The following is a 25,784-nucleotide window of genomic DNA, read 5'->3' on the forward strand; positions in this document are numbered from 1 at the left end:
GTTAAATGTGATAAATCCAAATTGTCAAACATTTTCCGGAAAATGATGTTCCTTAAACATTACCAAAACATAACAAATATGGATAAGTTAAAGAAGTTCGGATTGATGGAAAAGATTGTCCATGAATTGGAAGATTTGAAAAATAGTCAACAAGCCATTATTCAAAAACTGGCAAAAATTGAAGTTGACAATATAGAGTTAGGGGATAAACGCCTTGAAAAGGACCTGCCCGACATGCACCAGCGTGTAACTGATAACCTTGATACTATTGCAAGTATTCTGGAGGATTTTGCTTCACAAACCGATAAGTTTAGTGATAACAACAATATTGCTGCGCTAAAAGAGCAGGAAGCCTTAGCTAAGCACTAAATAATAAAAGACCTGCGAATAAGCTTCGCAGGTCTTTATTAATATTTGCAGGGAGTATTTTAGTCTCAGTTACTGGTACTGAATATAAATAGGAGCAGGTTTTAATTTCAGTAGTTCGGCCGGTGTTAACATACGGTGAGGCTCATTTTTTATATCATTTTTATAAAACAACTTAAAGCCTGTAAATTGTACCGGTTCCTGCTCTATAAAGTAAAAATAAGATCCCTTTTTCAAATCAGGACCGCCCCAGCCATCCATATCCATTACCAATTGAGTTTCAGGACGTAGTTTGATGTTTTTGTAATTGGTTACCATTCTTTTGGTAAAGCGGTGTATAATGAAAATTTTAGGCGGCAGGTTATACTTATTTACTAATGATGCCAGGTATTTGCTTACATAATTAACATCTTCTGCATCAAAAGTACCTATCCTTTTACCGGGAATACTGCCTTCTTTCATCGAAAACTCCGGATCAATGCCTAAATGAACATTAGGCATTTTTAAATATTTTTCTAATAGCGGAACTTCTTTTTCAACCGTACTGAAACCTACCTGCAGATCTAAAAATACAATAGCATTTATAGAGTGCGCCATGTGTATTACGCTATCAATCTGCTTAAAGGGCATGCGCAGGTTGTGCAGGCCATTGGCACCAGCGTAAGCCTGTGCAGTAACGCAGATATAATGTAAGGCAGGTTTTACTGGTGTATTGGGATCTGCTTTTTCCCAAACCTTTACTTCACCTTGCAATTTGGTTAACATCACTTTTGGTGGATATTGACCCAGCACCCCCATGTTTTTAGAATACATGTTGCCATAATAGGCTACCACCCGGTAAAATGGTAATATAGCACCCGGCAAAGGATAAGGAGCATTTTTTACAGGCCATCTGCTGCTTTTTCCATTAGCCAATTTTAGTACTAATGAATCGTATAAAGTTGTGTCTAAGGTTTTAACAGTTGTGTCTTTGTATTTTAGATAATTAACTTTCGCAGATGCGGATGTATAGGTTAAAAGAACCAGGGCTAATATTGAAAAAAGGATAGATTTGTTGTTTTTCAAAATAGGTAGTTTATGATTAATGATAAATATTTTGTTAATGCCTTATTGCCTTTTTGTAAAGACTAAAATAGGTTTGCAAAGCATATCGCAAATGTGCAGGTAATTTATTTAATTTATCAATTCATTTTCGAGATAATCTCCATTTTATTAGAATAAGGGAGATTGTTATATTTTTTATCCAGACTGGAAAAAGTAGACTTACGGCGTTTTTCAAAAACACCGTAAGTCTTTTTAATACTAATTTTAATTTGAGGATGTTGTGGTTGTAGTTGGCGCCGGTGGTGTTGCCGGGGCAGGCGCTGTGTCCGACGCATGTGGTTTGTAAATTGCACAAGTAGCAAAATCAATAATAGCACCTGGCCAAAAAATTAAGATAAAGGATTTCGAAAAATAGAATTCCAATAGTTGACTTTGGGAATAATGAATTTTGTGATTTAATAATTGCATTAATAAGGGATTTGGGTTTCCCAAATATATAGGATTAAACGAAAAGAACAAACCCAAAACTTTAGTTTTGGGTTTGTTCTAATTATCTATTCAATACTTTTTCCCTTCATTGCAGTGCTTATAGCTTCATCCATCAAGCGTTCAGCAAACGGACGGGTAAACTCATTCAGCTCATCAATTGATTTGTGAATCAAATCTTTGTCGCCGCTGGTTAACGCATCTTTTAACTTTTGGACGTATTGGGTTGTTTCGCTTATTTCAGTTATCGATAAAAAGTTGCTGTACTTTTTTATAAAGTTCTCAACTGTATATGTCATTTGTTCACCTTCTGTGCGGGCTTCAATCAGCATTCGCTGTGCTACATCATCTTTAGCATGGGTAATACTGTCCATCAGCATTTGTTCAACCTGGTCGTCTGTTATGCCGTAGGTGGGTTTTACTTCTACCTCTTGTTTCACACCGGAGCGAAGCTCAATGGCCTGAATTTTTAAAATGCCATCTGCGTTTAACAGAAAGTTAATATCCACTTTTGGGAAGCCAGCAGGCATAGAAGGGATACCTTTCAAATCAAATTCAGCCAGTTTACGGTTTTCTTTAATCAGATCACGCTCACCCTGGTACACGGCAATTTTCATATTTACCTGCCCATCAATAGAAGTTGTGTACTGTCTTCCGGCTTTGGTGGGTATTTTTGAATTACGCGGGATAATTACATCCATTAAACCACCCATGGTTTCAATTCCAAGCGAGAGGGGAGTAACATCAAGTAGTAAAATATCGGAACGGTTACCGGCTAAAACATCGGCTTGTATAGCTGCACCAAGAGCAACTACTTCATCTGGATTTACTTCATCATGTACAGGGCGTCCGAAAAACTCAGCTACCATTTTTTTAACCAATGCCGTACGAGTTGAGCCGCCAACCATAATCACTTCATCGATCTGGCCGATTTCCAGTTTGGCATCTTTTAAAGCATTCTGGCAACAGGTAATGGTTTCCTGTACTTTGGGTAATATTAGCTCGTTAAAAGTATTACGATCTATAGTATACCATATATCGCCTATTTTTTCGTTAAAAAGACTTTGATGTGCAAATGCCTTTTTTGCTTCTTCAGCCTTTAAACGCAGTCGCTGGGCTAGTTTATTATCGGCAATAAGGTCAGCTTTGTTTAGTTGGTTTTTCTCTATCCAGTAGTCAACAATGGCGCTGTCAAAATCATCACCTCCTAAAAAGGTATTGCCATTGGTTGATAAAACCTCAAAAATGCCGTTTTGGATCTGTAGTATCGAAACATCGAATGTACCGCCGCCCAAGTCGTAAACCGCAATTGTCTTTGTTTCTTCCGGATTTAAACCGATGCCATAAGCCAGACTCGCTGCGGTAGGCTCGTTTACAATACGTAAAACATCTAGTCCTGCAAGCTTACCTGCATCTCGGGTAGCCTGGCGCTGTGAATCGTTAAAATAGGCGGGAACGGTAATAACCGCGCGGTTAACAGGCGTTTTTAAAGCATGTTCGGCACGTACTTTTAATTCTTTTAATATCAGGCCGGATAGTTCTATTGGCGTATAAAATTTGTCACCAACTTTTATTTTTACCAGGCTTTCGCTATCATCATCAATAACTTTATAAGAAAAAAAGTCTTTATAATTCTCGATGTCTTTATAAGAACGACCCAACAGACGCTTTACCGAGAAAACAGTGTTTTGCGGATCGGTTATTAAATAGTCTTTAGCCTCATTACCAACGGTAATATCTCCTGTTGGGCCAAAATGTACAACAGACGGCACCAAAACGCCCTTGCCGGTATCATTAATAACCTGTGGGTTTTTATCAGGGTTGATAAAAGCCACTAGGGAATTGGTAGTTCCAAGGTCAATACCTACAATTAATTCTTCCTTTTGTATAGAACCTGTTGCCAGGTTGATAGAAACTTTAGCCATGATATGTATAACAACGGGCAAATGTAGGAAGTTTTACAAGATGCTGTGTCATATCAGTGTTTTTGATTTTAGAAATTGTATTATGCCCGAATTTTACGTGCCGAAAATTTTAGTGCGGATTTTTACGTTTATAGGCAAAAGAATTCTTTATAATCTGGTTCACACATTTAATATTTTGTCTTTACTTTCACATCTGATGAAATACCCCTTACTTTTTACCTTATTATTAGTTATTGTATCAGCCACAAACACCTTGGCCCAGGAGTTTGGCGGTAACCCTCCATCCATTAAATGGGAACAGATCAATATGCCAGCTGCCAAGGTGATATTTCCGGTCGGTTTGGATTCTGCAGGGTTACGAGTAGCCAATATTGTAAGGCAAATGAACAAAGCCATACAGCCGACTATCGGTTTTAAACAAAGGCAAATCAGTATTTTATTACAAAATCAGACTACCATAGCCAATGCCTATGTGGGTTTGGCGCCTTTCAGAAGTGAATTTTACTTAACGCCCGAGCAAAACAGTTTTGAGATAGGCAGCCTTTCGTGGCCGGAGCAATTGGCCATACACGAGTTCAGGCACGTACAGCAATATAATAATTTCAACGTGGGATTTTCACATGTATTAAAAGTGTTTTTTGGCGAGGGCGGGCAGGCCTTAGGTAACGATGCTGCCATTCCCAATTGGTTTTTTGAGGGCGATGCTGTTTTTAATGAAACGCATGTAAGCGAACAGGGCAGAGGACGGCTTCCATATTTCTTTAACGGCTTCCGTGCTTTATGGGTAGATGACCAGGATTATAGCTACATGAAGATCCGTAATGGCTCTTTACGGGATTATACGCCCGATTGGTACCCTCTGGGCTATATGCTGGTATCATACGGAAGAAATACCTATGGCGACGATTTCTGGAAAAAAGTAACCCACGATGCCGCCGCTTACAAAGGTGTTTTTTATCCTTTTCAAAAAGCGATAAAAGATTATTCGGGCAAAGATTTTACACAGTTTAAAAATGATGGACTGAACTTCTATAAAAAACAATTTGATTCCACGCTGTCAGGGAATCAATCCGTTAATAGACCGCCAATTAAGCCCCATCAGCATTTTATTGCCGACCGGGAATATCCTGCCTATGTAAATGACAGCACCGTTATTTACATGAAGAGTACATATAATCATATCCCGGTATTTGTACAAAAAAACGGAGCATATGAAAAAAAGATCAGTGTTCGTTCGGTTTCGCTGGATACTTATTTCGCATATAGCGATGGTAAAATTGTTTACGCGGCTTACCGCCCGGACTTACGCTGGAACTATCGCGATTATAGCGAATTGATGGTGCTCGATGTAAAAACAGGTAAAGAGCACAGGCTTACCAAAAACACTAAATATTTCTCGCCCGATTTTAGTCCCGATGGAAAAACAATTGTAACGGTTAAAGAGGGGACTAACGGTAAATGTGAGGTTCATTTGCTAAACGCTGCTGACGGTAAACTGATTGGCATTGTTTCTAACAAGGAAAACCTGTTTTATACCTATCCAAAGTTTTATGGAAACGATAAGCTGATTGCTGCCATACGCACGCCTAAGGGCCAGATGTCACTGGATTTAATCGACATAAAAACCGGAAAAAATCAATATCTGCTGCCATTTTCTTATCAACCTATAGCCTTCCCCATGGTGAAAAACGATACGGTTTATTTTTCAGCAACATTAGGAAAAGACGACCGTATCTTCGCTTTAAGCCTTATTGGTCATAAGCTATTAGAATTGAATAACTATAACGTCAATTATTCTGTGGGGAACTACGAGGCGGCTATCAGCAATAATAAATTTGCTTGGGTTGGCCTTACCGCCTTTGGATACCAGGTTAACGAAGCAGATAAAACAAAACTGCAATGGCAAGCAGTTGATTCGTTAGAGGTAAGAAACTCATTATATGATTTTGGTATCAGCGTCTTAAAAAGGGATAGCTCAACCGATTTGCTGGCTTCAGTAAAAAATGATTCATTACCCATTACTAAATACCATAAATCGCATCATCTTTTCAATTTTCATAGCCTCGTCCCCAATTTTAATGATCCTAATTATACGCTAAGCCTGCAAGGCGAAAATGTGCTGAATACTTTGCAATCGGCACTCTCTTTTACCTATAATCGAGATGAAGGTTATAAACAGCTCGGTTTTGATGCAGTTTATGGCGCTTTATTCCCTTACTTATCTGCCGGGGCCGACTATACTATTGACAGACGAAGTTATTACAAAGGCTATAATGTTTATTGGAATGAAACCGATCTGCACGGCGGGTTCGAACTGCCGTTTAATTTAAGTAGCGGGAAAAACTTAACAGGTTTACAAATCGGGAGCGACATATATTATACGCAAAGTATGTTTCAGCAGCCCTTCCGTAATGTCTTCGCTAATCAGAATTATGCCTATAGTAATGATTATATCAGCTTTAGTAATAATATTCAGCAGGCAAGGCAAAATATATTCCCGCGTTTTGGGCAAACTATTATGCTGAATTATAAAACTGCCATAAGCGGCATAAATGCCGACCAGTTCCTTGCAAACGGGTCGTTTTATTTCCCGGGTTTTGCCATCAATAATAACCTGGTTATCAATTTGGCCTATCAGCAAAAAAACAAAAATAGTGTTATTGATTTTTCGAATGATTTTCCATTTTCGAGAGGTTACACTGCAGAAAATTTATATAACATGAATAAATTTGGTGCCAATTATCATTTCCCAATAGCTTATCCCGATGCAGGGTTTGGTAATGCCTTTTATCTATTCAGAATCCGCGGCAACGCTTTCTACGACGATACTTATGCTAACGATTTTTATAGTGATGGCAGCAAATTCAAAGCCACCTTCCGCTCTGCCGGAGCAGAGATATACTTCGATGGGCAATTATTTAATGAGGGAGCAGTATCCTTCGGTTTCAGATATAGCTATTTGCTTGATCCGGATATTTTTGGAGGCACAGGGCGTAGCCGCTTCGAGATCATCGTTCCGGTTACGGTATTTTAGAATAGCTCAATCTGTACGTAACATAATTGGGCCAGTTTCTACTGGCTTTAATAATTTTGTGCCGTTAACTTCAACATCTTCATAAGTTAGGTGTTCGGCATTATCAACAACCTGGTCTTTAGGCGTACTTTTAATAGTTACTTTTTTTAGGCTGATGTTTTTTAGCGGGTTTCCCTTAACACCAACGGCATAAATTCCTGCTTCGCCTGAATAATTGCAGCTCACATTCTGAATAATAAAATTATTAAAGCGCGTAGGATAATGTCCACCGCGCGAGCCATGATAGTTATTTTCAAAGCGGATAAATGCCGAGAGGGTGCTATCACATTGCACGTCGCTTACATGAATATCTTCTATAAATCCTCCACGATCCAAATTTGATTTAAAGTAAATGGCACTCAGGCATTTTTTTATTTTAATGTTATACATATAAATATTCCGCACCCCTGCAGACATTTCGCTGCCAATGCAAAGCCCGTTAGTTTTAGAATTAAAAATACAATCTCGCACTACTAAGTTTTCCGTTGGTTGGCCAATGCGCCAGCCATCTTGGTCGCGACCAGCTTTAATGGCAATGCCATCGTCGCCCGTGGTAAAATTGCAATGTTGAATTAAAACGTTGGTACATGCTTCCGGATCACAGCCATCGTTATTCAGGTTCATGCTGTTAATGGTTACATTTTGTACGGTTACATTATTGCAAAGCACCGGATGAATTACCCAATAGGGGGCATCAATAATACTGATACCATCTACCAATACATTTTTACAACCAAAAAATTGGATCATATCGGGTGGTAAATATGATCCGGCGCCGAATACCCTTTCATAAACAGGGGTGCCGTCATGTCCCATTTGTCTTAATTTATTTTGTTCTTCCGAGCGTTGCGGGCGCCATTTGGCAAAGTTTTTACTGGCCGATCCATTTATTTTTCCGTTGCCGGTAATAGCAATGTCTGAACATTGATAAGCATAAAAAAGCGGTGAATAATTAAATAATTCGGTGCCTTCCCATAAAGTTAATACAGCAGGCAAATAATCTTTGTCATCTGCCGAAAAAATAAGCTCGGCGCCATCTTCAAAATGAAGGTTCACATGGCTCTTTAAAACGATGGCCCCGGCAATAAAAAAGGTGCCTTTCGGTACAATTACTTCTCCGCCACCTTCCACACTGCATTGATTAATCACTTTATCAAATACTGCTTTCGTATCTGTCTTTCCGTTGGCAATGGCGCCAAAAATGGTAATGTCGTATGTCGCCTTTTTAAACTCAGGTACTTTTATGTTTAGGAGAATATCGCCAACAGGGGTGCTCACTTTTTGCTGTGCAAACGAGATGAACGAAACCAAAAGCGAGGTTAGTACAAAAAAGGCCTTTTTTAAATTAAGGTAAAACTGGTTCATAATGGAAAATTGACTAAAGATATAAGGAATATGTATTCGTCCAAATGTTGTAACAAGGGATATACATTACTTAATCATATTTTTTATCAGTTCGCCCAAAGTTTTAAGGCTTTGTTCAATTATATCGCTAAAACTGATGCCAAAGCTGATGCGGATAAAATTGGTGAATCGGGCATCAGTACTAAAAATTTGACCAGGTGCTATGCTAATGTTTTGTCCCATAGCCACTTGGTAAAGCTCAAAGGCATTAATGCTTTTGTCTAGTTCTATCCAAAGGGCATAACCACCCTGAGGGCGACTTATTTTGGTGTTTTCCGGGAAATAACTGGCAATTGCCTGTGTGTATTTTATACATTGGGTGTTCAATTCCCGGCGTAAATTGCGCATGTGTAAGTCGTATCTGCCCGTTTCAAAAAAGTGGCCAATAGCCGCCTGGGTAGGAGTGGCTGAACTCACCGTATGCATCATTTTTAGGTCGATAATCTGCTCTTTAAACCTACCTGGTATGCACCAACCCACCCGGTAGCCCGGTGCCAGCGATTTGGAGACCGACGAACATAACATTACCCAGCCTTCAGTATCGAAACTTTTACAGGTACGGGGGCGGCTTTTGCCAAAATAAATCTCACCATAAATATCATCCTCAATTAAAGGTATCTTTCTTTCAGTAATTAAGTTAACCAGTTGTTGTTTTCTGTCATCAGGCATACAACTGCCAACCGGGTTGCTGAAATTGGTTACAAACAGGCACGCTTTTATATCTACCTTATTCATCGCTTGTTCTAAATAATCAATGTCGATACCGCTTTCCGGATCAACCGGGATTTCCAATACCTTGAGGTCTAGGCTCAACATTACATTAAATATCCCGAAATAGGTAGGACTTTCAATAGCTACTGTATCCCCCGGCTTGGTTATAGCCCGCAGGCAAAACACCAAAGCCTCCTGGCAGCCTTGGGTAGTTACCACATCGTTTTCGGTGATTTGTCCACCCCAGTTAAAAGCGTTTTTAGCAACCTGTTTGCGCAAGGATAAATTCCCCTGTAAAAACTCATAGTTCACATTTCCACTAGGGCTTTTGCGAATGGCTTCCATCATTGACTTGTTGAGCCGAGCCAATGGTATCAAGTTTAAAGATGGAGAGGAACGAGACAACCGTAGCACACTCTCTTCCGTCATGTTTCTATAAACCATGGAAATCATTTCTTTAACGCTAACCTCTTCAATCTTTTTTAACGGAGGTTTTACCGTAGGCGTTTTTGAAAACCTGGAAGGTAGATATTTAATGTAATAGCCCGATTTTGGACGCGCTTCTATGAGTCCCATGTTTTCCAACTCAACATAGGCTTTATAAGCTGTACTGATACTTATACCCTGTTGTGTACTCAAATATCTTACAGAAGGCAATTTATCACCTGAATTAAGCAGATTCTGCTTAATTTGATTTTCAATGCGTGAAACTATTTTGGAGTAAAGGAACTCCTCTTCTGCAATGCCGGATAAATTTTCCATAATAATCTGTTATGGTCAAAATTAACGATTCTGTATCTGTTTTGCTATTCACTAATGCTTTAATTTTGTGTTGATAGAAAATAAATAAATATGGAGTTGCAAATAATTGATTACCGGCCAGAATATCAGCCCTATTTTGAGAAGTTTAACAAACAATGGCTGGAAGAATATTTTACTGTTGAACCTCTTGATAAGTGGGTACTGGAGCAACCGGAAGAGGCCATTATAAAAAACGGTGGAAAAATATACTTTTTAACATCGGGCGATAAGGTGGTGGGTACTGTTGCTTTGCGATTTATTGAGGAGGGCGTTTTTGAGTTAACCAAAATGGCGGTGGATAAATCATACAGAGGTACTGGTGCCGGTCAGTTTTTATGTCAGGCTGGAATAGACAAAGCGCATGAAATGGGTATACAAAAGCTTATCCTTTTTTCCAACCGGATATTGAAAAATGCCATTCACATTTATCATAAATTGGGTTTTACAGAAATACCCGTTGAACAGGGTACTTATGGCAGGGCCGATATTATGATGGAAATTAATTTCTAACATCAATTAACCAGAAATGCAAATCAAATCAATTACCGACCAGGAAGTACAACAGTACAGGGCCGAAACAAGGGGAACCACTCAGCGTATTCATTTTAACAATGCAGGATCATCGTTGCCGCCGGATGTTGTGGTGGATACCGTTGTTAACTATTTAAAGGAAGAAGCTATTTATGGCGGATACGAAACCGAAGCTAAATATAAAGAACAGCTAAACAATACCTACAGCCTTATTGCCCGGTTAATAAATGCTGATAAAGATGAAATTGCCCTTGTAGAAAATGCCAGCTCCGCCTGGGGAATAGCATTTAATGGGATAGAATTTAAACCTGGAGATGAGGTGATTATTTCGGAAATGGAATATGTAACCAATATAATTGGTTTTTTAAATGCCGAAAAAACACGTGGTATTAAAACAAGAATTGTTTATAACGATGAACAAGGTAATTTTGATTTGAAAACTCTGGTAGAAGCGATATCGGCCAAAACAAAACTGATTGCTGTAACCCATATCGCTTCTACCACAGGTGGGGTGATGCCTGTTGTTGAAATTGGTAAAATAGCGCGAAAACATAACATCTTATACCTGGTTGATGCCTGTCAAAGCGTAGGGCAGGTGCCGGTAGACGTAAAAGAGATTGATTGCGATATGCTTTCAGTAACCGGACGTAAATACTTGCGTGCTCCAAGAGGCACCGGCTTTTTATATGTCAGAAAACACATTTTGGATAAAATAAAACTCAGCTTTATTGATGGTTTTGCTGTCAAATCTGTGAGTCAGGATGAGTTTAAGCTAAAGGACGACGCGCGCAGATTTGAATTGTATGAAAAGAACAGAGCGATTACGTTGGGTCTGGGCAAAGCAGTGGAATATGCACTCAATATCGGGGTCGACAGGATATGGCACCGCGTTCAACAGCTGGCAATATTAATGCGCAGGCACTTAAATAATATTGATGGTGTAACGGTTCATGATATAGGCGATCAGCAATGCGGTATCGTCACTTTCTCAGTAAGCGGGTTTGAAGCAGTGGCCATAAAAAATAAACTGGCGGAAAAGCAGATTAATGTATCCGTCGGCCTCGCCCAATCAACATTAATTTACATGGACAAATACCATTTAACAAGTGTGGTAAGGGCATCGGTACATTACTATAATACCGAAGAGGAAATATTGTTGATGTGCAATGAGCTTACCCTGTTATTAAAAACGGTAGCCTCCGAAGTTTACCCTAAATAATATGCAGGCCGCCTGTCGTTCAACAAGTCGTTAAACTCATTAAAATGTTTGTCGCGTGTTAATAAAGGATCAATTTCAAGTGTGATGACCCGTTCTTCCGTTTTATTAGCTTGTTCAATAGGTTCACCGGTAAAGTTGTATAATACGGATCCGCCGGTAAAGGTAAGAGTTTGGGTGCTTCCATCTTCAAGTTGGCGGGTTTCTGTTCCGCAGCGATTGGTTACAGCAACAAATACCTTGTTTTCGAGTGCACGGGCTGGCAAACCTATGCGCCATACGTCCGAAACAAGGTTGGATGGACAGGCAATCACGTCGGCGCCTAACAGCGCCAGGCTGCGCGCAGCTTCAGGGTAGCGCCAGTCGTTACAAACCATAATGCCCACTTTGCAATCTTTTAAAGGGTGTTCAACTACAAAAAAGCCTGAATCTCCTTCATTAAAACATCCTTTTTCGCGGAAAAATAAATGGGTTTTGCGGTATGACTTCACTTCACCATTAGGGAGAGCTATTAAAGCAGCATTGTATACGTTACCTGCACTTTTCTCTACAAACCCGGCAACTACCATAGCTTGGTGATCTTTTGCCAATTGTTTAAAAAAAGCTATACTTTGTCCGTTGAAATCTTCCGCAGCAGTTATAGTTTCTTCGCGGGTTATGAATGAGTATCCGGTTGTACTCAGTTCGGGCAGCACAATAATATCTGTCTGTACATCTTTTAACAAATGAGCTATTTGCTGTAAATTCAAAGCAACATTGCCCCAAACCGGTGTGAACTGTACAAGACTGATGTTAAGCATATAAAGATTATTTTAAAATAGACCTAAGCAAAGCTAATCTCTAATTACTAACTTTCAATCTCTGGTAAAAGTATTCTGAAAATTGATCCTTCGCCCTCATTACTTTCAACTTCAATTTTGCCTTTGTGCTTTTCAACAATCTGTTTCACAATGCTCAAACCAAGTCCGGTGGATTGTTCACCGTTAAGACCCGGTCTTCCTGCTTTAGTAAATGGATCAAAAATAATAGGCAATTTTTCTTTTGGGATACCGATACCTTTATCCTTTACTTCAATAACAACATGTTTCTTGTTTTTGCTCAAAATAACATCCACCTTAGTATTAGGTTTCGAAAATTTTAGTGCATTCCCAATCAGGTTATCCAGTACCCGTTGAAATTTTTCCATATTTATCATGGCATAAGCTGGGCTGGCCCTGCTTATCAATTCAATATTTTTGGTATCTTTTTGAATTTTCCAAATATTGGCAATATCAATTAAAAACTTATTTATTTCCGTTTTTTTGGTGACGAGTTCAACAATGTTTTCGTTACGGGCCGACTCCAGTAATTCATCAATAATACTACGTGCTTTACCACATGATGTCTTTATCAGATCTAAGTTTTCTTGTGTATCCTCGTCAATTTCGTCCATTTCCATCATCATCGCTATAGATTCAACTGCAGCTATTGGGTTACGTAAGTCATGCGCTACCAAGCCAAGCAACTGGCTTTTAAATTCACTCCCCCGTTCAATTTCAGCGTTTTTTTTCCTTATCTCTATCAATTGCATGTAATAATTAGCCTTGTAGGTAAAAAAATACCTTGATACCAAATAAAAACCACCCAGTAAGATAAATGAAATTAACTGGTTATAAAGCATTTCCGTGTCAAATGCATGATTATGTATAAGTAATGAAGTAAACAGCAATTCGGCTGCAATCATCAGGATAATAGTTTCAAAATATTCAAAAACAAACAGGATACTTACAATAATTAATGCTATAAGGTACAAAGTAAGTGCATTGCGCGGATCTGAAGTAGCGATAAAACTGGAGTACATACCACAAGAGATGAGGTACAGAGAAAACGAAAAAACAAAAAACGACATTATGGCAGTTGATCTCTTTGTTTTTCTAAAGCTATCTATCAGAACGTTACTTGAAAGATAGTAGATAAAACTGCCTGCAATAAACACCCAATTGGTTACATTAAATTCGGGAAAGTTTTCGGCTTTGGTGAGGCTCAACGGAAAAACAAAATAAAGCAGCCTGATAATTGAATTTAAAATTAAAAAAATGACACTAGCTATTCGCACCGATAGCAGGTTTTGGCCCGTATAGTAGTGGCGGTAGGCAGCTTTATACTTACCTGGCAAATATTTAAAAAAGCGTTTATCCAAGGGTGTATAAGAATTACATAGGAACCCAAAAATAGGGATTATTTACTAATTGTTAAATGTAATTATCACAATAATAGTCAATGACAAATTAACCGACCGGTAAAATTTTAAGAGACAATTTAACAGTATTGATGCACTGGCAGGGGATTTGATCGGCTTAGACGGATTAAGTTGAGCGGATGATTGAGTGAATTAAATGTAATGTTTTATATAAATATTTTGATTCAACAAAGCATCCCTTAACCAGTCTTCAAAAACAAAAACTATGAATTTTAACAATTTTACCATAAAAGCACAGGAAGCCGTACAAAAGGCTTCCGAAATAGCAACGGGCAACCAGCAACAAGCTATTGAAACAGCGCATCTGTTAAAAGGTTTGTTATTGGTTGATGAAAATGTTATTTCCTACTTATTAAAAAAATTAAACGTAAATATTAACCGCCTTAATGAAACACTTGATCAGCAGATTGGTTCGTTTCCTAAAGTTAGCGGCAGTAATGTTTATTTATCATCAGGTTCCAACTCAGCCTTACAAAAGGCACAGTCATATTTAAAAGAGTTTAAGGATGAGTTTGTATCTGTTGAGCATATTTTATTGGGAATTTTATCAGTAAATGATAAAACCAGCACAGCGTTAAAAGATTACGGTGTAAACGAAAAAGACCTTAAAAAGGCTATTGTAAGTTTAAGGGGTGATAATAAAGTTACAGATCAAAACGCCGAAGCTACTTATAATGCTTTAAATAAATATGCACGTAATCTGAATGAATATGCCGAATCAGGCAAATTGGACCCGGTTATAGGCAGGGATGAAGAGATTAGGCGTGTGATACAAATATTATCGCGTCGTACTAAGAATAACCCAATACTTGTTGGCGAACCAGGGGTTGGTAAAACTGCTATTGCAGAAGGTATCGCTTTCCGTATTATAAAAGGCGATGTTCCAGAAAGCCTCAAATCAAAAACCGTTTATTCGTTAGATATGGGAGCCCTAATAGCTGGTGCCAAATATAAGGGCGAGTTTGAGGAACGTTTAAAAGCTGTTATAAAAGAAGTTACCCAGGCTGATGGTGAAATCATTATGTTTATTGATGAGATCCATACGCTGGTAGGTGCAGGAGGTGGTGAAGGTGCCATGGATGCAGCTAATATATTGAAACCGGCTTTAGCTCGTGGCGAATTAAGAGCTATTGGTGCAACCACATTAAACGAATATCAAAAATACATTGAGAAGGATAAAGCGCTGGAACGTCGTTTCCAGATGGTGCTGGTGGATGAACCTGATACAGCCGATGCTATTTCCATTTTACGTGGTTTAAAGGAACGTTATGAAACCCACCACAAGGTGAGGATTAAAGACGAAGCAATTATTGCCGCTGTTGAAATGTCACAACGCTATATTTCAGACCGTTTTTTACCAGATAAAGCAATTGACCTGATGGATGAGGCTGCTTCTAAATTACGTTTGGAAATGGATTCTGTTCCCGAAGCTGTCGACGAATTGGAACGCCGTATTATGCAATTGGAAATTGAGCGCGAAGCCATTAAACGTGAAAAGGATGATAAAAAGGTAAAAGAACTAAGTGTAGAAATTGCTAATCTTTCTGCTGATCGCGATTCTTTACGTGCTAAATGGCAGGGTGAAAAAGATATTGTTGATGGCATTAACCTGAAAGTTGAGCAGATTGAAAACTATAAACAGGAAGCAGAACAGGCGGAACGTGCCGGTGACTATGGTAAAGTAGCCGAGTTACGCTATGGCACCATAGTAAAAGCCCAGCAGGAAGTTGAACAGTTGAAAGCTGACTTGCTTGAAAATCAGAGCGATAGCCGCATGCTGAAGGAAGAAGTCACTGCCGATGATATTGCAGGGGTAGTTTCACGCTGGACAGGCATCCCGGTTTCAAAAATGATCCAGAGTGAGCGTGAGAAATTGCTGCACCTGGAAGAAGAACTGCATAAACGTGTAGCAGGGCAGGAGGAAGCGATAGAAGCTATAAGTGACGCTATCCGCCGTAGCCGTGCTGGTTTGCAGGATAAACGCAAACCTATTGGTTCGTTCATATTTTTAGGAACAACAGGCGTGGGTAAAACAGAATTGGCCAAAGCTTTGGCTGAGTACCTGTTTAACGATGAAAGTGCGATGGTGAGAATAGATATGTCAGAGTACCAGGAGCGCCACGCAGTATCCAGATTAATTGGAGCGCCTCCGGGCTATGTAGGCTATGATGAAGGCGGCCAATTAACCGAGGCTGTACGCCGCAAACCATACAGTGTAATATTGCTGGATGAGATTGAGAAAGCGCATCCGGATGTGTTTAATATCCTGTTACAGGTTTTGGATGATGGACGTTTAACTGATAATAAAGGCAGATTGGTGAACTTTAAAAACACTATCATTATCATGACATCCAACATCGGTTCCAACATTATTCAGGAAAACTTCCAGGATTTTGATGATAGTGATAAGGATGAAGTGATCGCTAAAACTAAGAATCAATTGTTTGATTTGTTAAGGGCAACCATTCGTCCGGAGTTTTTGAACAGGATTGACGAGATCATTATGTTTACACCGCTGAGCCGTGATGAAATTACAGAGATTGTGAAATTGCAGTTTAAACAGGTTCAGCAAACTTTGGCAGAAATGGGTGTAACCATTGAAGCGTCAGAAGAAGCATTGGATTGGCTGGCACAACTAGGTTATGACCCTCAGTTTGGAGCAAGACCATTGAAACGCGTTATCCAGAAGAAGATACTGAACGAATTGTCAAAACAAATATTGGCAGGAAAAGTAGACAGAGACAGCAAGATTAAACTGGATATGTTCGACAATCAGTTTGTGTTTTTAAATGAAAATAATGTGGAGGAGCAATCTGTTAAATAAACAGGTTGGGTATTAAGGAAAATAACTACACAATATATATTACAGCAGGAAGCCGCCTCAAAATAAAATTTGCGACGGCTTCTTTATTGATATTATAATACTATCAAAAGTTGTTATTTTAGTGTTCATCATCTCATATAATGAACAATATTTTTTCCATTCGCCTGATTAAACCTGAAGATACCCAAGGGGTATTAGCTATCTATGCTCCATATATTACTGACGCTGTTATATCTTTCGAATACGAAGTGCCTTTGGTGAGTGAATTTGCTGAAAGGATCAGTACCATAAGTAAAGAATACCCATGGTTGGTTTGTGAGTATAATAATGAAATTATAGGGTACGTTTATAGCAGCAAACACAGAGCGCGAACTGCTTACCAATGGTCTGCAGAGTGTACGGTGTACTTATCTGAGGGTTTTCATCGTCTTGGACTTGCACGGATATTGTACAAAGCTTTGTTTGATATTTTGAAGCTTCAAAATATTATAAATATTTATGCAGGTATAACGGTGCCTAATATTAAAAGTGAAGAATTTCATAAATCGATGGGCTTTTATCTGATAGGGACTTATAAAAATGTGGGCTACAAATTCAATAAATGGCATGATGTTGCCTGGTTTCAGCTTGACCTGGGCGAACATGCCATCAATCCGCCTGATCCAAAAAACATTACCGAAATTAGTGATAGCGTTGAAGTAACTGCAATTATACAGAAAGCGAATAAATCCTTATCTCACATAAAGTTGGTGTAATTGGGGCTTTACCCTAAACTAAAACGGCTGCCCATTTACACAGGCAGCCGCTTTCTATTTAATCTGTTTTATTTCGATTTTTTGTCAGATGATTGTTTTACCTGCTTTGTAGGTTTCTGTCTTGATTTGTTATTGTTGTTTCCGTTTCCTGCATTACCAGGTCCTTTTGGCACGGCAGGAGCGTTTGAAACACCAGGTCCTCTTGGTACACCTGGACTATTTGTTGTAGCTGCCGCGTTTGATCCGCCTGGCCTGGCTGATGTACCAGGCGTATTAGATGCGCCTGGTCTTGCCGTATTGGAGGCGCCAGGAGTATTATTAGAAGCCACTGGAGCAGCTGGCCTTGCATTGTTATTTTGAACTCCATTTGGTGCAGGTCTTCCGGTATTAACCGGACCTCTTTCCGGTGCTCTTTCTGCTGCAAAGTTTGGTTTACCACCACTTCTGAACTGGTTCTTATCTTCACGTGCTACCTGTTGATTTCTGATCTGTTCAGGAGTTGCCATAACATGGCGCTCGTGCATCGCTTCCATTTCGTGTGGTGTTGGCCGGGCTACTACACCTCCGTTGCCGTTAAAGCTGTAACGGTTTCTGGGGCCTTCATTAACAATTACGGTTCTGTCGACATAAGTGTTATGTACAATAGTCACATTTACCCTAACAACTGCAGTATTATAACGGAAATGACCTTCACGCCATTCCCCGCCACCGTAACCAACGCCACCGTAGCCACAACCGTAATTTATACCGCCGTAAAAGCCAATACTATTTCCCCAATATCCAGAATGGTAAACATAAAAATGGCCTACAAACCCCCAGTATGGAGGTGTCCATAAAAGGCCTGGACTTGGTGGAGCTACCCATACACCAGGTACCCAATAGTAATCATTTCTTTGCGGGCTATATGACCAGAATCCCGGCTGCCACAGGTATCCGTCTTGCGGGCACTCAGGCTGCTCATAATCTGGTAATGGAGGTGGCGCTGCTTCAACAGATAAATTTGTATCAACCGGAGCAGTATTGTCAACTGCAGCATCGTTTGCAGGTGTACCCTGATTCATACCAGCAGGTACCGGAGGTGCAGCCTGAACAGGAGGTGGGGTATTAAACTTACCATATGTCAAACAATTGTTCAGGTTATTTACATTGTACCCTTGTATTAGTTGAGGGTCCCAGTTTTGTGTATTGGGATTGTAGAAATACAAAGTGTTCTGATCAACATTATACAAAAATGTATAGATGGGAATAGTTTGCGTGTAATATTTGCTTTCGTAGGTAAGTTGATAAGCGTTTCCATTTGTTTGCGGATCGGCTTGCGAAATTACCACGCTTCTACGGCCAGGTGTCATTCTTGATGGCATCCTGCCTATATTGGTATTTAGTACCAGGTCAATAAATGCATCTTTAAACATAATTGCTGCATCACTCATAGCCGGGGTTTCCTGTCCGGTTTGGTAGTCAATAGCAAAAATGCTTGCTTCAGGATGCCTGTCCGGGACGTTGTTTTGCGCACGTACCATGGTTGTTAAGCCCAGTACAAGCATTAAAATAAAAGTAAAATGTTTCATGTTTTAACAAATCTTGATTAATTAAGGCAAATAAACAGGCGGATTTAAAAGTGTTTGTTGGTTCAAAATCAATGAATTAAGATGGGTATACATCTGTTTTTGCTCATTTAATTTGAAGCTTTAAATATAATACCGTTCCTGAATAATGCAAATTATCATTTACATGTTATACGTTTTGTTCATTTATATTGGTTGCCGGATGTATGTAACTTAATTATAACATATGTTTATTTATGTACAGCCCATCTATTTTAAATGCACTGCAAACAAGCCGTCTGTTTTAGGGTTAAGTAAGATATTACTCAAATAAAAATTGCCATGCAAACCTATAATAACCTGGTTGAAGCCACCAATGATCTTATGAAAAGAGGATACACAGAGAATCTTAGTCTTGAAGGTGATACTGTTGACGATAAAGAAAAGAAAATCAAAATGACTGCTGACGATTTCGAGATTGATGAGTTTTACCGCTTCGAAGGTGCCAGCAATCCGGATGATATGTCTATTATTTATGCAGTTAATTCTCCGAAATATAAATTGAAAGGGATACTAGTAAATGCTTTCGGCACTTATGCCAATAATAGTAAATCAGCAATTTTGGCCAAGTTGCATCATTACCAGGTTAATGATCATTTGAAATAACCCAAGGTGCATTTATGTTGTTAATTTATAAACGTTAGAGTTGTGCTAATATCTTTTTGCCCCTTGATTGGATTCCGGCAGAACCGTTACGCATCAAAAATTTGATCTGGTTGGCTAATTCTTCTTTTATCCAGGGGTAACGATACCTTAAATTGAATAAGGTTTCTGAGGCAAAGCATTTCACTGCCACTTTAACTTTGGGGTCAATCATCCAGTCAAAACATTGTTCAACTACAGGTTCCATATCCAGTCCGGCGAGTTTGTTTTTTATGGAGATAGCAACTTTCGCCTCCGTAATATGCATCATAATTTTAGCGTAGTGCCTTTTGCAACTGGCGTGTTTAACATCTTTTATACGTGATACGAAATATTCCAGCTCATTTCCGTATCGCTCCGGATGCTGCAGAAAAACATTTTCCAGGATCCATGCAGCACGAAAAGCGATGTTTTTATCCGGATGAAAAGTAAGCTCTATCAGGTTGTGCAAATCAAATTGCTCTTCTTTTAAAATACGGCTCAGTTCCAAAACTTTGGTTTTGCCGATAGTATCAGATATTTGTTCAAGCAAATTGTCCATAATGGATATGCTAAATTCAATATTATACTCTGAAAGTTATAATTTATTCATTTTCAAATTTTAAGGCCAACAAATACTCAAGTGGTATTCTCTATCAACAAAAATTCTACCTTTGCTTTCCGTTAAATCAAAGTTTACATATGGTTAAATTCAACCGTTTCACGCTGGACAATGGCCTTCGGGTGCTTGTTCACGAAGATAATACAACCCCTATGGCGGTGCTAAATATTTTATATGATGTTGGCGCCCGCGATGAAGATCCTGATCAAACCGGCTTTGCCCATTTATTTGAGCACCTGATGTTTGGCGGATCTGTAAATATACCCAACTATGATGAACCGCTTCAACGCGTAGGAGGCGAAAATAACGCCTTTACCAGCAATGATATTACCAATTATTATATCACCCTGCCTTCGGCAAATTTAGAGACTGCATTCTGGTTGGAGAGCGACCGCATGTTGAGTCTTGCTTTCAGCGAAAAAAGCCTGGAGGTACAGCGTAATGTGGTTATTGAGGAATTTAAGCAACGTTATTTAAATCAGCCTTATGGCGATGTTTGGTTAAAGTTAAGACCACTGGTTTATAAAAAACATCCTTATCAATGGGCAACTATTGGTAAAGAAATTAAACATATTGAAGATGCTAAGATAGAAGATGTAAAAGCTTTCTTTAAAAAGCATTATAATCCGCAAAATGCTATAATAGTGGTTGGCGGCAATGTGAAAACGGAAGATATAAAACAGCTATCAGAAAAATGGTTTGGGTCAATCCCGGCAGGTGAAAAATATCATCGTAATTTGCCACAGGAGCCAGAGCAGCATGATGAACGCCGGAGCACAGTTACCGCAAAAGTTCCGCTTAATGATGTTTATATAGCGTTTCAGATGGGAGCGAGGCTGGACAAATCTTATTATGCTGCTGAACTTATTTCTGACATTTTATCGCGCGGTAATTCATCTAGATTATATCGTAACCTGGTAAAAGAAAAAGAGTTATTCAGCGAAGTACATGCTTACATGTCGGGCAGTTTGGACAAAGGCATGTTTGTGTTTGAAGGTAAACCGCTTGAAAACGTGAGTACAGAAACAGCTGAAGCAGCCATTTGGGAAGAACTGGAGCGCATTAAAACAGAGTTGATACCTGCTGATGAACTCATCAAGGTGAAAAATAAGATTGAATCGACAATGATATTTTCGGAAATGGCTTTGCTGGATAAGGCAATGAACCTGGCTTCGTTCGAGTTGCTGGGCGATGCTGATCTGCTAAACCATGAAACAGGGAAATATTTGGCAGTAACAGCGGAGGAGATTAAGAATCTTTCAAATGAAATATTTAGAAGAGATAATTCATCAACACTTATTTACCTGGCTGAGAAAGCGTGAATCTGAACTTTAGTTTTAATAAAAAACGACCAACGAAACAATGATTATAGATAGAAAAAAAGCCCCGGAATTCAGGGCCATTGATAATATAAACCTGATAAAACCTGTAAAGCAAAAGTTGGATAATGGTTGTAATGTTTTTTCGTTTAACTCCGGCGATCAGGATCTGGTGCGTATTGAATGGATATTTGGCAATCAACGCTTTGACGAAAAAAAGCCTTTACTAAACGTTGCTGTTAACACGATGCTTACGGATGGCACCAGTACTTTAACGGCAGCACAAATTGCTGATAAGGTTGATTTTTATGGCGCTTTTTTACAAGTAGATTATGGGTATGATAATTCGCAGGTTGTGTTATATAGTTTAAATAAACATTTACAGCATACCCTGCCCGTAATAAAGGATATTCTTACAGATTCAGTATTCCCTGAGAAGGAACTGGAAACGTTTATCCGTAATCAGCAGCAGAAATTACAGGTAAGTATGCAGAAGAATGATTTTGTGGCCCGTCGTGGTTTTAACAAGGCATTGTATGGCGACACCCTGTATGGTTTAGGTGCTGAAAATGATACTTACAAAACGCTTCGCCGCGAGGATATGCTGCTGTTTTTTAAACAAATGTATCAGCCATCCAATTGCACTATTATTGTTGCCGGTAAAATTGAACCGGGAATATTAGAGCTAATAACCGACACTTTTGATAAAAAATGGGTAAACTCTTCCGAAAAATCAGATACCAGCCAACCTGAATTAAAACCTTCGGCAGAGCATTTTTACTTTATTGAGAAGCCCGATGCCCTGCAGTCTGCTATTCGTATGGGCATTCCGGCTATAAATCGTAATCATCCTGATTTTGCAGCATTGCAGGTTTTGAACACGATTTTGGGTGGCTATTTTGGGTCAAGATTAATGGCTAACATCCGCGAGGATAAAGGATATACGTACGGAATCGGATCGGGCATGTCGGCCTTAAAACATGGCGGGGCATTGTTTATAGCTACCGAAGTAGGAGCCGATGTTTGTAAAGCAGCGGTAAATGAAATTGAGAAAGAATTGAATTTATTGCAGACAGAATTAATTACAGAAGAGGAATTGTCCCTTGTGCGTAACTTCTTGTTAGGTTCTTTATTGGGCAGTTTGGAGAATGTTTTTTCTCATGCCGATAAATTTAAGAATCTGTATTTCGCCGGATTAGATTATGATTATTATGATTATTATGATCGTTATGTAGAAACGGTTAAAACGGTAACAGCCGGACATTTACAAGAACTGGCTAAACAATATCTGAACTTTAACCAGTTTTATAAGGTTATTGTAGGAAAGTATTAAGGTGGATTTCGGATTTCGGAATTTCTATTTCGGAATTGTTATTTAAAAAGTTGATAGATCGGCGTTGTTTTGAAATATAGGCTGTCATTAGAAGGCAATTTTAATAAGCTATCATTCCAAATGATAAATAAATCCGCAATTGAAATTCCGAAATCCGAAATAAATAGTATCTTTGCCCGGCAAATAACAAATATTTGCCATGCAATTAGACCCCCAGAAATTTGTTGCCGAAGGATTAACTTACGACGACGTTTTACTACTCCCGGCTTATTCAGAAGTTTTACCGCGCGATGTTGACACCAGCTCATATCTCACAAAAAAGATCAGGATAAATATTCCTATTCTTTCTGCTGCTATGGATACCGTTACGGAATCAGCTTTGGCAATTGCTATTGCTCAGGCCGGCGGTATTGGTATTCTGCATAAAAACATGACCATTCAGGCACAGGCTGACGAGGTACGTAAGGTAAAACGTTCAGAAAGTGGCATGATTCAGGATCCGGTTACCCTGCACGAGGCATCAACCGTTGCTGATGCAGTGAAAATAATGCGCGAATACCGCATAGGTGGCATCCCGATCATCGACGGAAAAAATAAATTAAAAGGTATCATTACCAATCGTGATCTTCGTTTTCAAAAAGAAATGACGCGTCCGGTTAGTGAAGTAATGACCAGTGTCAACCTGATTACTGCACCACAAGGAACTACCTTATTTCAGGCAGAAGAAATATTACAGAGCCACAAAATTGAAAAATTACCGGTAGTTGATAACGAAGGTGTTTTACGGGGCTTAATCACTTTTAAAGATATTCAGAAATTCAAAAACTTCCCAAGTGCCTGTAAAGACGAGTTTGGTCGTTTACGCGTTGGCGCTGCCGTTGGGGTAGCTGCCGATAATATTGACCGGGTTAAAGCATTGGTTGCGGCAGGGGTTGATGTTATTACTGTTGATACCGCACATGGTCATTCAAAAGGGGTTATTGATATGGTTAAAAATGTGAAAGCTTTATACCCTGAATTGCAGGTAATAGCTGGTAACATAGCAACCGGCGAGGCTGCCATTGCCCTTGCAGATGCAGGTGCTGATGCGGTTAAAGTAGGTATAGGTCCGGGTTCAATTTGTACAACCCGTATCGTGGCCGGTGTTGGTGTACCGCAGTTATTTGCCGTTTATGAGTGCGCCAAAGCATTGGAAGGCCGCGGTATTCCGGTTATTGCTGATGGTGGTATTAAACAAACCGGAGATATTGTAAAAGCAATTGCTGCAGGTGCAAGCTCTATAATGGCAGGTTCATTGTTTGCAGGTGTTGAAGAGTCACCGGGTGAAACCATTATTTACGAAGGCCGCAAGTTTAAATCATACCGTGGTATGGGTTCTGTTGAGGCAATGGACAAAGGTTCAAAGGATCGTTATTTTCAAGATGAAACAGATGTGGTAACCAAATTAGTACCGGAAGGCATTGTGGGCCGCGTACCATACAAAGGCACCCTTGCCGAAGTAATTTACCAATACATAGGAGGATTGCGTGCCGGGATGCATTATTGCGGTGCCGCCAATATTGAGGATTTACAAAAAGCCAAATTTGTGCGCATTACAGCTGCCGGAATGAAAGAAAGTCATCCGCATGATATTACTATAACAAAAGAGGCTCCGAATTATTCAAGATAATAGGAAAGCCTATAAATTATACAAAGTCCGGGAGTGAATACTTCCGGACTTTTTTGCTTTATAAAGCATCGTAAAACAAAGCTGAGGCACCTAATATAGCACTGTTGGCTAATTCAGATGTTAGTATTTTTAAGCGATCAATACTTTTAGGGTAACCAAAGGTTTTTATCTTTTCCCACATCGTTTTTTCAAAGAATTTAAAAGCCGAAGAAACGGATCCGCCTAAAATAATCAGTTCAGGGTCGTAGGTATACATAATAAGCTTTATGGCATTTCCCAAGTGAGAGCCTAACTCGGCATAAAGTTTTAATGCCTGTTGTTCTCCCTTTTGGGCATTTTTAAAAACATCTTCTCCGTTCAGACTATATACATTTTGAAAAAATGAACCGCTGCAATAGTATTCATAGTTATGGTCAAGATAATCAACCATTCCAAATTCTCCGGCACCGCAATTTGGCCCAGCATAAAGTTTATTATTGATAATAATGCCAGCCCCAAGCCCGGTACCAATAGCTAATCCCACCATGTCAGCGTGGTTTTGGCCTTTACCGAAGTAATGTTCGCCCATGGCAAAGCAGTTGGCATCATTGTTTACATAAATCGGGATCTGATAGCGAGCTTCCATAATCTGTTTTAAGTGAACTTCTTTCCACGATGGAATATGCTGTACATCGTAAACAATACCTTCTTTTACATTCACCACGCTGGGTACACCTATACCGATGGCTTTTGCTTCACTATCAACCAGTTGATCTGCAATGAAAAATACATCTTCCAAAACCTGTTCTTCCGTACCGTTTTTGTGGATAGGCTGGGATATAATGTTGCCGATGTTACCATCAATAACCGAAGCGCCCCGTATGTTGGTGGCACCCAGGTCAATACCGATCAGTTGTGCGTTTTTCATAGGTTATTGGTATTCAATTTTACAATAAGTTTTTGAAAATATTTGTTTTTAAGAATTTACATATATCCCTTAAATAGTAATTTTCAATGCTTTTGTTGATAACTCCAGTGTTAATAAGTGTGCAAAATATAAGTATTTATTGCTAAACTGATTACATATCAGTGAGGAAGTGCTGTGGATGGAATTGTTAGAAACATGTTAATAAAAAATGAAAATAATGCTTGACAAATATTCATTAAGCTCCTATCTTAGAAATATCAAGAACGACGTACTTTGACAGCCTTACAGGAATACAGAAATTGAATCGGGCAAATCCTCGGAGGAGCTAAAGATC

Annotated in this window: 19 protein-coding genes; 10 read left to right on the forward strand and 9 right to left on the reverse strand. The window is 39.2% G+C overall.

Annotated elements, in window-relative coordinates; all coding sequences use genetic code 11:
• The first annotated feature begins 78 nt into the window (after nt 1–78).
• Nucleotides 79–369, forward strand: a complete 291-nt coding sequence (locus JN11_RS09540; protein ID WP_144912012.1) for a hypothetical protein — start codon at nt 79–81, stop codon at nt 367–369.
• 69 nt (nt 370–438) lie between these two features.
• Here JN11_RS09540 and JN11_RS09545 read toward each other — a convergent pair whose 3' ends face one another.
• Complete coding sequence (locus JN11_RS09545) at nt 439–1,431, reverse strand: hypothetical protein (RefSeq protein WP_144912014.1); 993 nt, start codon at nt 1,429–1,431, stop codon at nt 439–441.
• Nucleotides 1,432–1,964: 533 nt separating this feature from the next.
• A complete protein-coding gene (gene hscA / locus JN11_RS09550) occupies nt 1,965–3,821 on the reverse strand; it encodes a Fe-S protein assembly chaperone HscA (protein ID WP_144912016.1) in 1,857 nt (618 codons plus the stop codon).
• A gap of 196 nt (nt 3,822–4,017) precedes the next feature.
• On the opposite strand from hscA, the gene JN11_RS09555 reads away from it, so the two are divergent.
• Nucleotides 4,018–6,855 carry a glycoside hydrolase family 26 protein gene (locus JN11_RS09555; RefSeq protein WP_144912018.1) on the forward strand — a complete coding sequence of 946 codons (2,838 nt, stop codon included), beginning with the start codon at nt 4,018–4,020 and terminating at the stop codon, nt 6,853–6,855.
• A gap of 6 nt (nt 6,856–6,861) precedes the next feature.
• On the opposite strand, the gene JN11_RS09560 is transcribed toward JN11_RS09555, so the two are convergent.
• Both JN11_RS09560 and JN11_RS09565 read right to left on the reverse strand, forming a co-directional pair.
• Nucleotides 6,862–8,259, reverse strand: coding sequence for a glycoside hydrolase family 28 protein (locus JN11_RS09560; RefSeq protein WP_144912020.1), 1,398 nt, complete (start codon nt 8,257–8,259; stop codon nt 6,862–6,864).
• A gap of 66 nt (nt 8,260–8,325) precedes the next feature.
• Nucleotides 8,326–9,771, reverse strand: a complete 1,446-nt coding sequence (locus tag JN11_RS09565; protein ID WP_144912022.1) for an aminotransferase-like domain-containing protein — start codon at nt 9,769–9,771, stop codon at nt 8,326–8,328.
• 90 nt (nt 9,772–9,861) lie between these two features.
• Here JN11_RS09565 and JN11_RS09570 point away from each other — a divergent pair, with 90 nt between their 5' ends.
• Nucleotides 9,862–10,320, forward strand: a complete 459-nt coding sequence (locus JN11_RS09570; RefSeq protein ID WP_144912024.1) for a GNAT family N-acetyltransferase — start codon at nt 9,862–9,864, stop codon at nt 10,318–10,320.
• Nucleotides 10,321–10,336: 16 nt separating this feature from the next.
• Nucleotides 10,337–11,560, forward strand: coding sequence for an aminotransferase class V-fold PLP-dependent enzyme (locus tag JN11_RS09575; protein ID WP_144912026.1), 1,224 nt, complete (start codon nt 10,337–10,339; stop codon nt 11,558–11,560).
• Here JN11_RS09575 and JN11_RS09580 read toward each other — a convergent pair.
• Together JN11_RS09580 and JN11_RS09585 are read right to left on the reverse strand one after the other, a co-directional pair.
• Nucleotides 11,548–12,357, reverse strand: coding sequence for a nitrilase-related carbon-nitrogen hydrolase (locus tag JN11_RS09580; protein ID WP_144912028.1), 810 nt, complete (start codon nt 12,355–12,357; stop codon nt 11,548–11,550). The two genes, JN11_RS09575 and JN11_RS09580, sit on opposite strands and share 13 nt — an antisense overlap.
• Before the next feature lie 47 nt (nt 12,358–12,404).
• On the reverse strand, nt 12,405–13,736 hold the full coding sequence (locus JN11_RS09585) for a sensor histidine kinase (RefSeq protein ID WP_144912030.1): 1,332 nt from the start codon (nt 13,734–13,736) through the stop codon (nt 12,405–12,407).
• Between the two features lie 265 nt (nt 13,737–14,001).
• Here JN11_RS09585 and clpB point away from each other — a divergent pair, with 265 nt between their 5' ends.
• Entirely contained in the window at nt 14,002–16,620 is a 2,619-nt protein-coding gene (clpB, locus tag JN11_RS09590; protein WP_144912032.1) for an ATP-dependent chaperone ClpB, read from the forward strand.
• Between the two features lie 140 nt (nt 16,621–16,760).
• On the forward strand, nt 16,761–17,375 hold the full coding sequence (locus JN11_RS09595; RefSeq protein WP_144912034.1) for a GNAT family N-acetyltransferase: 615 nt from the start codon (nt 16,761–16,763) through the stop codon (nt 17,373–17,375).
• Between the two features lie 68 nt (nt 17,376–17,443).
• On the opposite strand, the gene JN11_RS09600 is transcribed toward JN11_RS09595, so the two are convergent.
• Nucleotides 17,444–18,943 (reverse strand): YXWGXW repeat-containing protein, encoded by a 1,500-nt coding sequence (locus tag JN11_RS09600; RefSeq protein ID WP_211360715.1) that lies wholly within the window; start codon nt 18,941–18,943, stop codon nt 17,444–17,446.
• Between the two features lie 318 nt (nt 18,944–19,261).
• On the opposite strand from JN11_RS09600, the gene JN11_RS09605 reads away from it, so the two are divergent.
• Nucleotides 19,262–19,585: a phosphoribosylpyrophosphate synthetase gene (locus tag JN11_RS09605; RefSeq protein ID WP_144912036.1), complete on the forward strand. Its 324-nt coding sequence runs from the start codon at nt 19,262–19,264 to the stop codon at nt 19,583–19,585.
• A 34-nt stretch (nt 19,586–19,619) separates the two neighbouring features.
• Here the strand turns inward: JN11_RS09605 and JN11_RS09610 are convergent, their stop codons facing one another.
• Entirely contained in the window at nt 19,620–20,162 is a 543-nt protein-coding gene (locus JN11_RS09610) for a hypothetical protein (RefSeq protein ID WP_144912038.1), read from the reverse strand.
• A gap of 140 nt (nt 20,163–20,302) precedes the next feature.
• Between JN11_RS09610 and JN11_RS09615 the strand changes: the two genes are divergently transcribed.
• The 3 genes from JN11_RS09615 to guaB all read left to right on the forward strand — a co-directional run bounded on the left by JN11_RS09615 (nt 20,303) and on the right by guaB (nt 24,543).
• On the forward strand, nt 20,303–21,544 hold the full coding sequence (locus JN11_RS09615; protein WP_144912039.1) for a M16 family metallopeptidase: 1,242 nt from the start codon (nt 20,303–20,305) through the stop codon (nt 21,542–21,544).
• 40 nt (nt 21,545–21,584) lie between these two features.
• Nucleotides 21,585–22,874: a M16 family metallopeptidase gene (locus JN11_RS09620; RefSeq protein WP_317131268.1), complete on the forward strand. Its 1,290-nt coding sequence runs from the start codon at nt 21,585–21,587 to the stop codon at nt 22,872–22,874.
• A 199-nt stretch (nt 22,875–23,073) separates the two neighbouring features.
• Nucleotides 23,074–24,543 carry an IMP dehydrogenase gene (guaB, locus tag JN11_RS09625; RefSeq protein WP_144912041.1) on the forward strand — a complete coding sequence of 490 codons (1,470 nt, stop codon included), beginning with the start codon at nt 23,074–23,076 and terminating at the stop codon, nt 24,541–24,543.
• 58 nt (nt 24,544–24,601) lie between these two features.
• On the opposite strand, the gene JN11_RS09630 is transcribed toward guaB, so the two are convergent.
• The gene (locus JN11_RS09630; RefSeq protein ID WP_144912043.1) at nt 24,602–25,450 is read right to left on the reverse strand and encodes an ROK family protein; all 849 of its coding nucleotides are present in this window, start codon (nt 25,448–25,450) and stop codon (nt 24,602–24,604) included.
• Between the last annotated feature and the right edge of the window lie 334 nt (nt 25,451–25,784).

It is taken from the genome of Mucilaginibacter frigoritolerans (genome assembly GCF_007830615.1).
GTDB classification, from domain to species: Bacteria; Bacteroidota; Bacteroidia; order Sphingobacteriales; family Sphingobacteriaceae; genus Mucilaginibacter; species Mucilaginibacter frigoritolerans.

Coding starts and splice junctions, on each gene's coding strand:
- JN11_RS09540 (WP_144912012.1), top strand. CDS start 79: ATGGATAAGTTAAAGAAGTTCGGATTGATGGAAAAGATTGTCCATGAA.
- JN11_RS09610 (WP_144912038.1), bottom strand. CDS start 20,162: ATGGACAATTTGCTTGAACAAATATCTGATACTATCGGCAAAACCAAA.
- JN11_RS09555 (WP_144912018.1), top strand. CDS start 4,018: ATGAAATACCCCTTACTTTTTACCTTATTATTAGTTATTGTATCAGCC.
- JN11_RS09575 (WP_144912026.1), top strand. CDS start 10,337: ATGCAAATCAAATCAATTACCGACCAGGAAGTACAACAGTACAGGGCC.
- JN11_RS09600 (WP_211360715.1), bottom strand. CDS start 18,943: ATGAAACATTTTACTTTTATTTTAATGCTTGTACTGGGCTTAACAACC.
- JN11_RS09615 (WP_144912039.1), top strand. CDS start 20,303: ATGGTTAAATTCAACCGTTTCACGCTGGACAATGGCCTTCGGGTGCTT.
- guaB (WP_144912041.1), top strand. CDS start 23,074: ATGCAATTAGACCCCCAGAAATTTGTTGCCGAAGGATTAACTTACGAC.
- JN11_RS09595 (WP_144912034.1), top strand. CDS start 16,761: ATGAACAATATTTTTTCCATTCGCCTGATTAAACCTGAAGATACCCAA.
- JN11_RS09570 (WP_144912024.1), top strand. CDS start 9,862: ATGGAGTTGCAAATAATTGATTACCGGCCAGAATATCAGCCCTATTTT.
- JN11_RS09605 (WP_144912036.1), top strand. CDS start 19,262: ATGCAAACCTATAATAACCTGGTTGAAGCCACCAATGATCTTATGAAA.
- JN11_RS09620 (WP_317131268.1), top strand. CDS start 21,585: ATGATTATAGATAGAAAAAAAGCCCCGGAATTCAGGGCCATTGATAAT.
- hscA (WP_144912016.1), bottom strand. CDS start 3,821: ATGGCTAAAGTTTCTATCAACCTGGCAACAGGTTCTATACAAAAGGAA.
- JN11_RS09580 (WP_144912028.1), bottom strand. CDS start 12,357: ATGCTTAACATCAGTCTTGTACAGTTCACACCGGTTTGGGGCAATGTT.
- JN11_RS09560 (WP_144912020.1), bottom strand. CDS start 8,259: ATGAACCAGTTTTACCTTAATTTAAAAAAGGCCTTTTTTGTACTAACC.
- JN11_RS09630 (WP_144912043.1), bottom strand. CDS start 25,450: ATGAAAAACGCACAACTGATCGGTATTGACCTGGGTGCCACCAACATA.
- JN11_RS09565 (WP_144912022.1), bottom strand. CDS start 9,771: ATGGAAAATTTATCCGGCATTGCAGAAGAGGAGTTCCTTTACTCCAAA.
- clpB (WP_144912032.1), top strand. CDS start 14,002: ATGAATTTTAACAATTTTACCATAAAAGCACAGGAAGCCGTACAAAAG.